The organism is Tateyamaria sp., assembly GCF_059783535.1.
Genome location: NZ_JBYNDP010000018.1, coordinates 1 through 12,399, shown reverse-complemented (window position 1 = coordinate 12,399; position 12,399 = coordinate 1). Strand labels below are relative to the sequence as shown.

At 56.9% G+C, this 12,399-nt stretch carries 9 protein-coding genes; 3 read left to right on the top strand and 6 right to left on the bottom strand.

Annotated elements, in window-relative coordinates; all coding sequences use genetic code 11:
• Nucleotides 1-324: 324 nt before the first annotated feature.
• Genes mutT through AC6RA8_RS05840 form a run of 3 tightly spaced genes read right to left on the bottom strand, consistent with a single transcriptional unit; the run spans nucleotide 325 to nucleotide 2,789 of the window.
• Entirely contained in the window at nucleotides 325-723 is a 399-nt protein-coding gene (gene mutT, locus AC6RA8_RS05850; protein ID WP_500351186.1) for an 8-oxo-dGTP diphosphatase MutT, read from the bottom strand.
• Nucleotides 720-1,946 (bottom strand): bifunctional glutamate N-acetyltransferase/amino-acid acetyltransferase ArgJ, encoded by a 1,227-nt coding sequence (gene argJ, locus AC6RA8_RS05845; protein WP_500351185.1) that lies wholly within the window; start codon nucleotides 1,944-1,946, stop codon nucleotides 720-722. Before argJ ends, mutT begins: the two co-directional genes overlap by 4 nt.
• Before the next feature lie 3 nt (nucleotides 1,947-1,949).
• Nucleotides 1,950-2,789 carry a foldase protein PrsA gene (locus tag AC6RA8_RS05840; protein WP_500351184.1) on the bottom strand — a complete coding sequence of 280 codons (840 nt, stop codon included), beginning with the start codon at nucleotides 2,787-2,789 and terminating at the stop codon, nucleotides 1,950-1,952.
• A gap of 177 nt (nucleotides 2,790-2,966) precedes the next feature.
• On the opposite strand from AC6RA8_RS05840, the gene secA reads away from it, so the two are divergent.
• From secA to AC6RA8_RS05825, 3 genes are all read left to right on the top strand, one after another.
• Nucleotides 2,967-5,666, top strand: coding sequence for a preprotein translocase subunit SecA (gene secA / locus AC6RA8_RS05835; protein ID WP_500351183.1), 2,700 nt, complete (start codon nucleotides 2,967-2,969; stop codon nucleotides 5,664-5,666).
• A gap of 107 nt (nucleotides 5,667-5,773) precedes the next feature.
• On the top strand, nucleotides 5,774-6,784 hold the full coding sequence (locus AC6RA8_RS05830; RefSeq protein WP_500351182.1) for a hypothetical protein: 1,011 nt from the start codon (nucleotides 5,774-5,776) through the stop codon (nucleotides 6,782-6,784).
• 21 nt (nucleotides 6,785-6,805) lie between these two features.
• The gene (locus AC6RA8_RS05825) at nucleotides 6,806-8,359 is read left to right on the top strand and encodes a substrate-binding domain-containing protein (protein WP_500351181.1); all 1,554 of its coding nucleotides are present in this window, start codon (nucleotides 6,806-6,808) and stop codon (nucleotides 8,357-8,359) included.
• Here the strand turns inward: AC6RA8_RS05825 and radC are convergent.
• The 3 genes from radC to dnaK all read right to left on the bottom strand — a co-directional run bounded on the left by radC (nucleotide 8,356) and on the right by dnaK (nucleotide 12,397).
• Complete coding sequence (radC, locus tag AC6RA8_RS05820) at nucleotides 8,356-9,105, bottom strand: RadC family protein (RefSeq protein ID WP_500351180.1); 750 nt, start codon at nucleotides 9,103-9,105, stop codon at nucleotides 8,356-8,358. The two genes, AC6RA8_RS05825 and radC, sit on opposite strands and share 4 nt — an antisense overlap.
• A gap of 199 nt (nucleotides 9,106-9,304) precedes the next feature.
• Entirely contained in the window at nucleotides 9,305-10,462 is a 1,158-nt protein-coding gene (dnaJ, locus tag AC6RA8_RS05815) for a molecular chaperone DnaJ (protein ID WP_500351179.1), read from the bottom strand.
• 78 nt (nucleotides 10,463-10,540) lie between these two features.
• Complete coding sequence (gene dnaK, locus AC6RA8_RS05810; RefSeq protein WP_500351178.1) at nucleotides 10,541-12,397, bottom strand: molecular chaperone DnaK; 1,857 nt, start codon at nucleotides 12,395-12,397, stop codon at nucleotides 10,541-10,543.
• Between the last annotated feature and the right edge of the window lie 2 nt (nucleotides 12,398-12,399).

The following is a 12,399-nucleotide window of genomic DNA, read 5'->3' as shown; positions in this document are numbered from 1 at the left end:
GCAATCCAAATACGAAAATAGAAAAAAGGGACGGTGCAAAACACCGTCCCTTTTTTTTCAGATTGTCGCGTTAAGCAGCTTGCGAAACAGGAGTTCCAGAATAGTGAGCTCCGTCAACTCTGACAGTCACTCGTCCGTCCGGTAGGGTTCTGACATAGATACCCTGGATAAGTATGGCGCTGCCCATAGCAATCGTGCGTAGCATGACTTTCCTCCCCAAAAAGAAAGTTATGCTTCAACTATAAGTGCGAAGGTTAATAAGTCATCAACAATGTTACAAAATCGTCACTTTTTTTGACAGTTTAAGAAAAATGTTACCCGATGTTACAGCCAGTCCCGGAGAATGGGGATCAAGGGCAGGTCAGCCGCGGGCATTGGATAGTCCTTCAGATCTTTTGCACGGACCCATTTTAAAGCCTGCCCTTCCTGTGATTGCGGCGTACCTTCCCATTTCCTGCAGGCAAAAAGCGGCATTAAAAGATGAAAATCATCATAGCTGTGGCTGGCGAAAGTGAGAGGGGCCAGACAGGACTGCCACGTGTTGATGCCCAACTCTTCCTGCAATTCGCGGATTAGCGCTGCTTCTGGCGTTTCCCCGGTTTCGACCTTGCCCCCCGGGAATTCCCACAGTCCCGCCATGGATTTTCCTTCAGGGCGCTGGGCAATCAATACGCGGCCATCCACGTCAATCAGCGCGACAGCAGAAACAAGAACGGTTTTCACGACCGGTAATCCGCGTTGATGTCGATATACCCGTGGGTCAAATCGCAGGTCCAAACGGTGGCGTTTCCAGATCCCATGCCGCAGTCGACGCGAATGCGGATGTGATCACCCTTCATGTGCGCGGCTGCGTCTTCTTCGCGATAGGTTGCACTGACCCAACCGTTCTCTGCCACCAGAGTATCTCCGAACCAGATCGACAACGTATCGCGATCTGCAGGAGCGCCGGATTTACCGACGGCCATGACCACCCGGCCCCAGTTGGGATCCTCCCCCGCGATGGCTGTTTTCACAAGCGGCGAGTTGGCGATGGACAGACCATGGGTCTTGGCGGCTGCCTTATCCGCGCATCCGGTCACTTCAATTTCCACGAACTTTGTCGCCCCTTCCCCATCACGGACAACCTGGTGTGCTAAATCCAGCATGACCGCATGGAGCGCGTTCGCGAAGTCGGCATTGTCGGTAACATCCACACGGCTCGTCCCGGTTGCGGCAACAAGCAGGCTGTCTGAGGTCGACGTATCGCTGTCCACGGTAATGCAATTGAAGGTTTGGTCAGAGGTATCAGCGACCAACGCTTGCAAATCCCCTTGTTCGATCTTTGCGTCTGTAAAGATGTACACCAGCATCGTCGCCATATCTGGTGCGATCATGCCGCTGCCTTTGGCGATGCCTGCGATTGTCACAGATTTCTCCTCGACGGTCACCGTTTGGGTGGCACCCTTTGGGTAGGTGTCCGTGGTCATGATGGCTGCAGCGGCATCCCCAATCGCGGCGGGTGACTGGCTATTGACCAAATTCGCCAGATGTGCCGTGATCCTGTCATGTGGCAGAGGCTCACCAATGACCCCTGTGGATGCGGTAAAGATGCGGCTTTCCGGTAGGGCTGCCGCGTTGGCCGTTGCGCCAACTAAGGTTGCCACGGCGTCCGTTCCGTTTCGGCCCGTGAAAGCGTTGGCATTCCCGGCATTTACCAGGATGGCAGCGCCCGCGTCACCTCGCTCTCCCAACTTCGCCTGGCAGTCCAAAACGGGGGCTGCGCGAGTAGACGACTTTGTGAATACTCCTGCAATGGTCGTGCCCGGCGCGCACATGGCGAGCATGACATCCAGGCGCCCGGAATAGCGCACTCCCGCAGCGACAGCTGCAAAGGTCACGCCGTCAATGGGTGGCAGATCGGGGAAGTGATCGGGCGCAAGAGGCGACCGCGGCAATGTGCCAGCCATATATTATTCCACCAGGGTCAAGTCGGATAGCACCGATGGATCAACTTCTGCCGCACCTGATTGATCAATTTGTGCACCAGAAATCAATTCCGCAACATAGGTTTCAACGGCGGCCGTGCGCACTTCTTCGGTCAACTCTTCGCGCACGTCATCCAACTTGGGGGCGTCCGGGGTGCGGGTTTCGTTCAGAATGATCACGTGCCAGCCGAACTGGGTTTGCACCGGGTCCGACACTTCGCCCACTTCTAGGGCGATGACCGCGGCCTCGAAGCTGGGGACCATGGCACCGCTGCCGAACCAGCCAAGTTCACCACCATTAGGACCCGATGGGCCGGTCGACTTTTCACGTGCTGTTGCAGCAAAATCTGCGCCGCCCTCGATCTCGGCCTTGATCGCCTTTGCCTCCTCCTCGGTTTCCACAAGGATGTGCGAGGCGTTGTATTCCTCCTGAGGCGTAGCGCCTTCGTATTTGGCGTCGTATGCAGCTTGGATCGCCTCGTCCGTCAGCTTCTCTTGAAACAGGCTTTCCAGTTCTTCGCCGGCGGTCAGGGATCGCGTTTCATTCTCGATCTGCAAGCCCGTGCGTTTGGGCAATTCGCCATCAAATGCTTGCGACAGCAGCGTCTGGTTGATCAGCTGTTCCAAGATGCCACTGAACAGCACATCATTGGGCAGTTGCTGGAATTGTTGCGGCAGAGATGCCCGGGCCACGATCATGTGACCAACGGTGATATCAGTACCATTTACAGTCGCGACAACCGTGTCTGCATCCTGTGCAGCGGCTGGCAACGCCATTGCGGCGACCAGACTAAGCGCTGGCAGGGAAAGGAAACGTTTTTTCATGGAACAGTCCTTGGGCTTTAGCGCCCCACCTGAGGCGCGCATTGACACGGTTTCGCGTGACCCTTACATCGCCCTATGGACGCGGCCCGGGCCGGTTTTCGCCCACCGTATTTATGGGCTTGGCGCGCGTCCGGCAAGCAATTGCTGCACAACATGAATTGATCGGCTGGAGAACGCATGCTCGGTTTCGGAACTCTCACCAGGAAGGTGTTTGGCACACCCAATGATCGCAAGGTCAAGGGCGCGCGTCCGCTGGTCGAAAAGATCAATGCACTCGAGTCAGAGTTTGAAGCGCTGAGTGACGAAGAGCTGAAGGATAAGACGCAGGCTTTGGCAGAGCGTGCCATGGGCGGTGAAAGTCTGGATGACCTGCTGCCCGAAGCCTTTGCGAACTGCCGTGAAGCCGCCAAGCGGACCCTTGGTTTGCGCGCCTATGACACTCAGCTTCTTGGCGCGATCTTTCTGCATCAGGGCAATATTGCCGAGCAGAAGACAGGTGAAGGCAAAACCCTGACCGCGACCTTTGCGACATATCTGAACGCACTGACCGGCAAGGGCGTCCATGTTGTGACCGTGAACGACTACCTTGTGCAGCGTGACGCTGAATGGATGGGCAAGGTGTTTTCCGCCCTTGGTCTGACCACTGGTATAGCCATCGCCGGTATGGACGAGGATGCCAAGCGCGAAGCCTATGCGTGCGACGTGACCTATGCGACGAACAATGAGCTTGGGTTCGACTATCTGCGCGACAACATGAAGCCCACGATCGAGGATATGGTCCAACGCGGCCACAACTACGCCATCGTGGACGAGGTCGACAGCATCCTGATCGACGAGGCGCGGACACCGCTGATTATCTCGGGCCCGCTGCAGGACCGGTCCGAGATGTATGTCACCATCGACAGTATCATTCCCCTGATCGAGGAAGATCACTTTACCCTTGATGAGAAGCAGAAAAACGTCACCTTCACGGACGAAGGCAACGAGTTTCTGGAAGAACAATTACGCGTGCGTGGTCTGATCGAGCCTGAGGCGTCGCTCTATGATCCAGAAAGCACGTCCATCGTGCACCACGTCAATCAGGGTTTGCGCGCCCACAAGCTGTTTCAAAAAGACAAGGACTACATCGTTCGGAACGGTGATGTTGTTTTGATCGATGAGTTTACCGGGCGTATGATGGCCGGTCGCCGTCTGTCCGACGGTTTGCACCAGGCCATCGAGGCCAAGGAAGGCGTGCAAATTCAGCCCGAGAACCAGACGCTCGCGTCGGTAACCTTCCAGAACTATTTCCGCCTGTACAACAAGCTGGCGGGTATGACTGGGACAGCAGCGACGGAGGCCGAAGAGTTTCAGACGATCTATGGACTTGGTGTGGTCGAAGTCCCCACCAACAAACCGATTGCGCGCGTGGACGAAGACGATCAGGTCTTTCGTACAGGGCAGGAAAAGTACAATGCCATGATCAATGAGATCAAGGCGGCCCATGAAAAAGGGCAACCGGTTCTGGTCGGCACCACATCAATCGACAAGTCCGAGATGTTTTCGGAGGCGTTGAAGGCGCAAGGTATTGAGCACAATGTTCTGAACGCGCGCCAGCACGAGCAAGAGGCGCAGATTATCGCGGATGCCGGCAAGTTGGGCGCCGTGACCATCGCGACCAACATGGCGGGCCGTGGCACCGACATTCAGCTTGGCGGCAATGTCGAAATGAAAGTACTCGAGGCGATCACCGCTGATCCCGAGGCCGATCCCGAAGAGGTGCGCAAGCGGATTGAGGCAGAGCACGAAGACGAAAAGCAGAAGGTGCTTTCCGCCGGTGGTCTGTTCGTTCTGGCATCAGAGCGTCACGAAAGCCGCCGCATTGATAACCAGCTGCGCGGCCGTTCCGGTCGTCAGGGTGATCCGGGTCGCACGTCATTCTATCTGAGCCTCGAAGACGACCTGATGCGCATCTTTGGGTCCGACCGCTTGGACAAGGTTCTCAAGACCCTCGGGATGGAAGAAGGCGAAGCAATTGTGCACCCGTGGGTGAACAAGTCGCTCGAACGTGCGCAGGCTAAAGTCGAGGGACGCAACTTCGATATCCGCAAGCAGCTGCTGAAGTTTGACGATGTGATGAATGATCAGCGCAAGGTTATCTTCACCCAGCGCCGCGAGATCATGGAAGCCGAGGACCTGTCGGAAATCACGTCTGATATGCGCGACGAGGTTATTGATGACCTTATTGATCAGTACATGCCCGCCAAAAGCTATGCCGATCAGTGGGACACCGAAGGCCTCTATGCTGCCGTGATCGAAAACCTCGGGATCGACGTGCCTGTGATGGCCTGGTGCGAAGAAGAAGGCGTGGATGATGAGCAGATCCGCGAACGACTGATCGAAGCCAGCGACAAGTTGATGGCTGAAAAGGCAGAAGCGTTCGGCGAAGAGAGCATGCGCAGCATTGAAAAGCAGCTCATTCTGCAAGCAATTGATGGCAAATGGCGAGAGCACCTTCTGACGCTTGAACACTTGCGGTCGGTTGTCGGCTTCCGCGGCTACGCACAACGTGACCCGCTAAATGAATACAAGAACGAGTCGTTCCAGCTGTTCGAAACAATGCTCGAAAGCCTGCGTACTGAAGTGACCAACAAGCTGTCCCGCATTCGGCCACTGACCGATGAAGAGCGTGAGCAGATGCTCAACCAGATGGCGGCGCAGCAACAACAGGTGCAAGACGCGGCAGAGACTAATGCACCGCCTGCGCCAACCGCCGAAGCGGTCGAAAACGGCTTTGATGAAAACGATCCAAGCACATGGGGAAATCCGGGTCGGAACGAACCCTGCCCATGTGGTTCCGGCAAGAAGTTCAAGCATTGCCACGGCGCGCTGGTCTGATCCAGCCGCCGCATTCCTGCCTCAAAGAGTCCTAAGGTCGGTCACAACCTGGCCGTGTTGCTGTGCGAATCCCTTTCTTAACCAATCCGTGGGAAGGGAATGGGACGATGGGACATACAAAAGAAATCGCGACCGGAATCGCGACACTGGCAATCGCAGTCGGTATCGGTTTTGTCATGCAAAGCGGTGAGACGGCGCGCGAACGATATGGTGCGGTCGCCCGCCCGGTAGCCCAGTCTTCAATCATTCCGTCCGGCAAACAGCTTAGTAGCACCGCCAGTGCGGACATTCTTCTTGAGGTTCAAGAGATCGAGCTGACGTCCGCCAGTGATGCCGCTGCAACTCCAGTACCACGCGTGGACAGTCTCGTGCATCGTGTTTCGGCCCCTGCCACTGCTGAATTGCTGGAGGGTGCCGATATCCTTCCGCAGGCTGCAGAGTGCAAAGTCACGGCAAATGCTCAGGTAGAGCCAGCTGCCATGGTCACCCTGACTTTGGACGCGCCATGTGCTGTCAATGAACGGCTGACGGTGCACCACAACGGCATGATGTTCACCGAAACAACGGATTCTGCTGGTGGACTGACTGTTACCGTCCCGGCATTGACCGAGCAGGCGGTGTTTATCCTTGCTTTGACCAACGGGGATGGTGCGGTCGCTCAAGCAACCGTGCCTGACCTGGGACAGTACGAGCGCACGACCTTGCAATGGCGTGGGCGCGCAGGTTTTGAACTGCATGCTCGCGAATTCGGGGCCGACTATGGGCAGGATGGCCATGTCTGGTCAGGTGTTGCTCAGAACGCCGACGGCATGACCGATGGCAAGAACGGATACATCGTTCGTCTTGGCGATAGCCAGTCTTTGGAACCCTTGATGGCCGAAGTTTATACCTTTCCGTCGGGAATATCGGCGCGGTCCGGCACGATTGATCTGACCGTTGAGGCCGAGGTGACCGCGGCCAACTGTGGGCTGGAAGTTGAGGCGCAATCGCTGGAAATGATGACCGGCGGCAAGATGAAAACTCAGGATTTGACCCTGGCCGTGCCCGGTTGTGACGCAGTTGGCAGTTTTCTGGTGTTGAACAATTTGGTTTCAGACATGAAAGTCGCCAGCAACTGACCGCAGCGACAAAGGCTTACCATGGCTTCGATACGTGCGGCGATTTTCGCCGCACTTTCTTTTTGGGGAACCGTCCTTCTTGCACAGGATGTCACGCTCACGTCGCCCGATGGGCAAGTTGAACTGAGCGGGACGCTTCTGGGATTTGATGGTGAGTTCTACCGCATTGAAACCGTCTATGGTGAACTAACCGTCGACGGATCTGGTGTGCTGTGCGATGGACCCGCCTGCCCCAGCCTTCAGGACTTTGTGGCCGAGATCAGCGTATCCGGTTCATCCACTATGGGCGCTGTTCTGATGCCTGCCTTGATCGAAGGGTTTGCGCTGCGCAACAATTACGAGGCTGAGCGGGAAGAGATCGACGCGCGCAACTTCGTTTATGAGTTGGCAGATACAGAAACCGGAAAGCCCGTTGCGCGCTTCTTTTTTCACGTATCCACGACAGATGAGGGTTTCGCGGACCTACTCGCCAATGATGCGGACATCGTTATGGCTTTGCGTGAAATTCGGCCTGACGAACGCCAGCTTGCCCGTGATGCCGGGATGGGTGACATGACGCAAGCCAACCGCAGTCGCGTGCTGGCGCTTGATGCCATGGTGCCGATCGTTGCCCCATCAAACCCTGTTGATCGTATCTCTCCCCAGGATCTGGCCGCGGTCTTTGCCGGTACAATCACGAACTGGGCGGAGCTCGGCGGAGCGAATGCCCCTATTTCGTTGCACCTGCCGGGCGCTCGGACGGGGCTTGGTCAATCGGTCGAAGATGATGTTATGGGTCCCGCACGCTCCACTTTTGCGGATGTGATCACGCGCCATGACCGCGGCTTGGATGTCGTGAATGCTGTTTTGGCCGACCCATTTGCCATTGGCATCGCCAGCTATGCTGACACCGGCAATGCGCGTGCACTTACGTTGACGGGAGCTTGCGGGTTTTCCCTGTCTGCGGGTCGGGAGACCATCAAGACAGAAGATTATCCACTTACCGCACCGATGTTTCTGTACTTGCCTGCGAGGCGTTTGCCCAAAATCGGACGAGAGTTTCTGGCCTTTACGCGTGGTCCGTCCGCGCAGGTGGTCATTCGCCGTGCCGGGTTCGTCGATCAGGCACCAGAAGAGGTTTCGATCAACGATCAGGGATATCGCTTTGCCAACGCCGTGACATCCGCCGGGCCCGAGATATCGCTCGAGGAGCTACAGCGCATGACGCGTACGTTCTATGGCATGGCCCGCCTAACGACCTCCTTCCGTTTCGAGGCTGGATCGGTGCGTTTGGATGCACAGTCGCGATCAAATGTGCAGCAGCTGGCGCGGGCAATGGAGCAGGGCAAGTACGACGCGCGACAGGTTCTGTTGGTTGGGTTCAGCGATGGAGACGGTCCTGCAACTGCAAATCGGGATATTGCCCTGCGCCGCGCTGATGCGGTGCGTCGTGCAGTTGTAGCGGCGGCAGAGACAGCAAATTTTGACCGTATCCAATTGGATGTAGATGCGTTTGGAGAAGCACTGCCGATGGCGTGCGACGATAGCGCTTGGGGCCGCAAGGCAAACCGGCGGGTCGAGGTGTGGGTGCGCTAGAGGTAGCCTTCGGACTTGAAGCTCAGTTCGCGGCTTTTGCCGACGATCAGGTGGTCGTGCAATGTAATCCCAAGGGCGGAACAGGCCATTTCCATCTTGGCCGTCATATCGATGTCTGACTGGCTGGGGGTTGGATCACCGGATGGGTGGTTGTGTACCAGGATCAACGCGGATGCATTCAACTCCAACGCCCGTTTTGCCACTTCGCGCGGATAGACTGGTACGTGATCGACGGTGCCCTTGGCCTGCTCTTCGTCCGCGATCAGCACGTTCTTACGGTCAAGATAGAGAACGCGAAACTGCTCCGTTTCCCTGTGCGCCATTGTCGTGTGACAATAATCCAGCAAGGCATCCCAACTGGTGATCACTTGCGTGTTCATCACCTTGGCGCGCGCCATGCGCTGGGCGGCTGCCTCCACGATTTTCAGCTCGCAAATGACGGCATCGCCAACACGCTTGAATGCGCGCAACCGTTCAACCGGGGCGGTGATGACGCGATTGAAATCGCCGAATTCGGCCATCAGTGTGTGCGCGAGCGGTTTGACGTCTTGCCTTGGGATGGCGCGAAACAAAACCAGCTCTAGCATCTCATAATCAGGTAGAGCGGTGGCGCCCCCATCCATAAAGCGTGTGCGCAGCCGTTTGCGATGGTCCGCCATGTAGGATGGTGTACGTCCCTTGGGAAGCGGGACAGGTGTGGCCTCGTCGAGATCGAAAGGCAGTGGTTGTTCTGCGAAATGCGACATGCCCGTAGAGTGTCGCAGTTTAGGTTAGCGAAGGATTAACCAAGGTTCGGAAGTTGATTGAGAAGAGTTGATGGGGGATTGAAGTCCGCCTTACCAACGCTCCCGTAACGCGGATCTTGATCCGCTTCATAGGTTTCTCTTCCACGTGCTGGAGGGTGAGTTCTGGTAAGGCGGAGTTTACTCCGCCTTACATAAGGCTTTAGCCCTTCATCGAATCCCAAAAGGATTTCACGCTTGAAAAGAAGCTGGACGATTCCGGGTTGTTCTCTTCCGAGAGCTCTTCGAATTCGCGCAGCAGCTCTTTTTGCCGTGCTGTCAGGTTGACCGGGGTTTCCACGGCCAATTCGATGAACATGTCACCCGCACCGCCACCGCGCAGAGCGGGCATACCCTTGTTGCGCAGGCGCATCTGCCGACCCGACTGTGAACCAGCAGGGATTTGCACACGGCCACGGCCCCCGTCGATGGTAGGGACTTCAATGGATCCACCCAATGCCGCTGTTCCCATGCTCACCGGTACACGGCAGAATAGGTTTGTGCCATCGCGCTCAAAGAGCTTGTGATCAGCCACGTCGATAAAGATGTAGAGATCACCCGATGGACCACCACGCATCCCGGCTTCACCTTCGCCAGCCAAACGGATGCGCGTTCCGGTTTCCACACCCGCAGGGATGTTCACCGAAAGCGCACGGTCCTTTTCGACACGGCCAGCGCCCGAGCAGACCTTGCATGGATCCTTGATGATCTGGCCGAGACCAGAGCAGGTCGGGCATGTACGTTCGACAGTGAAGAAGCCTTGTTGCGCACGGACCTTGCCCATGCCGGAGCATGTCGGGCATGTCGTCGGTTCGGATCCACCCTCGGCTCCAGTTCCCGAGCAGTTGTCGCATTGCACGGATGTGGGCACGTTGATCGTTTTCTGCAGCCCTGCAAACGCGTCTTCCAGAGAGACACGCAGATTGTATCGCAGATCAGAACCACGCGATGCACGTTGGCGCCCGCCGCCACCGCGTTGGCCGCCCATGAAGTCGCCGAACAGATCATCGAATACGTCAGAGAAGGCGGAGCCGAAGTCGCCTTGGCCGCCGCCAAAGCCACCGCCGGGACGCCCACCGCCGCCGCCCATGCCACCTTCGAATGCTGCGTGACCGAACCGGTCATAAGCGGCTTTCTTGTCGGCGTCCTTTAGAACGTCATAGGCTTCGTTCGCTTCTTTGAACTGTGCTTCGGCGTTTGGATTGTCCGCGTTGCGGTCAGGGTGCAGTTCCTTGGCTTTCTTGCGATAACCTTTCTTGATCTCGTCGGCGGATGCACCTTTCGAGACTCCAAGAACGTCGTAATAGTCACGTTTTGCCATGGATTATGTCCTTTGCTGGAACGTCTGAGGCCGGCCCTTTGTGGCCGGCCTCGTGATTGGTTCCTCTGAGGCCCAAAATCAGGCGCGTTTGTCGTCGTCGAGATCTTCGAATTCGGCATCGACGATGTCGTCTTCGTCCGCACGAGGCTCATCAGCCGCCTGCGGTTCGTCGTCGCCGTCTTCCTGCGCTGCCTTGTAGATCGCTTCGCCCAGTTTCATGGCCGATTCGGTCACGTTCTGGATGCCGGATTTGATCTTGTCGGCGTTTTCGGTTTCGATCTCGTCCTTGAGCGCGGCAATGGCCAGCTCGATCGCTTCGACTGTTGTCGGATCGACCTTGTCCGAATGCTCTTCCAGCGACTTTTCGGTCGAGTGGATGAGGCTTTCGGCCTGGTTTTTCGCCTCGATCAGCTCGCGACGTTCCTTATCCGCCTCGGCATTGTCCTCGGCGTCCTTGACCATCTGTTCGATGTCCTCATCCGACAAACCGCCGGAGGCCTGGATCGTGATCTGCTGCTCCTTGCCGGTGCCTTTGTCTTTGGCGCCCACAGACACGATGCCGTTGGCGTCGATGTCAAAGGTCACCTCGATCTGCGGCATGCCGCGCGGCGCAGGTGGGATGTTTTCCAGGTTGAAGTTGCCCAGGATCTTGTTGTCCGACGCCATTTCGCGTTCACCTTGGAAAACACGAATGGTAACAGCGTTCTGGTTATCTTCTGCCGTCGAGAAGATTTGCGATTTCTTCGTTGGGATCGTGGTGTTGCGATCAATCAGGCGCGTGAATACACCACCCAATGTTTCGATCCCCATCGACAACGGGGTTACGTCGAGCAGTACGACATCTTTTACGTCACCCTGCAGAACACCGGCCTGGATGGCAGCACCCATGGCAACCACTTCGTCCGGGTTCACACCCTTGTGGGGTTCCTTGCCAAAGAACTTGGTGACCTCTTCGATCACCTTCGGCATGCGGGTCATACCACCGACCAGAACAACCTCGTCGATGTCCGAAGCCGACAGGCCCGCATCTTTCAACGCGGCTTGGCAGGGCTTCATCGATGCCTTGATCAGGTCACCCACCAGGCTTTCCAGCTTGGCGCGCGTCAGCTTCATCACCATGTGCAGTGGCTGACCGTTCGACCCCATCGAGATGAAGGGCTGGTTGATTTCGGTCTGGCTGGAGGAGGACAGTTCGATTTTGGCCTTTTCTGCCGCTTCCTTCAGGCGCTGCAGCGCCATCTTGTCGGCAGTCAGGTCGACCGAATGCTCTTTCTTGAACTCGTCCGCGAGGTAGTTGACGATCCGCATGTCAAAGTCTTCACCACCCAGGAACGTGTCCCCGTTGGTGGATTTGACCTCGAACAGGCCTTCGTCGATTTCCAGGATGGTCACGTCAAACGTACCACCACCAAGGTCATAAACCGCGATGGTTTGGCTGTCTTCCTTGTCCAGGCCATAGGCCAGCGCGGCGGCTGTCGGTTCGTTGATGATCCGCAGCACTTCAAGGCCGGCAATCTTGCCTGCGTCTTTGGTAGCCTGACGCTGTGCGTCGTTGAAGTACGCAGGAACAGTGATGACCGCTTGGGTCACGTCTTCGCCAAGGTAGCTCTCGGCCGTTTCTTTCATCTTACCCAAGATGAAGGCAGAGATCTGGCTGGGCGAGTATTTCTCACCACGTGCCTCGACCCATGCGTCGCCATTGCCGCCGTCGATGACGGCAAAGGGCAGGTTTTTCTTGTCCTTGGCCAGATCCGCGTCGTCATTGCGGCGGCCAATCAGGCGCTTGACGCCAAAGATGGTGTTGTCGGGGTTGGTAACGGCCTGACGTTTGGCTGGTTGGCCAACGAGTCGTTCGTTTTCAGTGAATGCGACGATGGACGGGGTTGTCCGCGCGCCTTCTGCGTTTTCGATCACCCGGGGCTGGCTGCCATCCATGA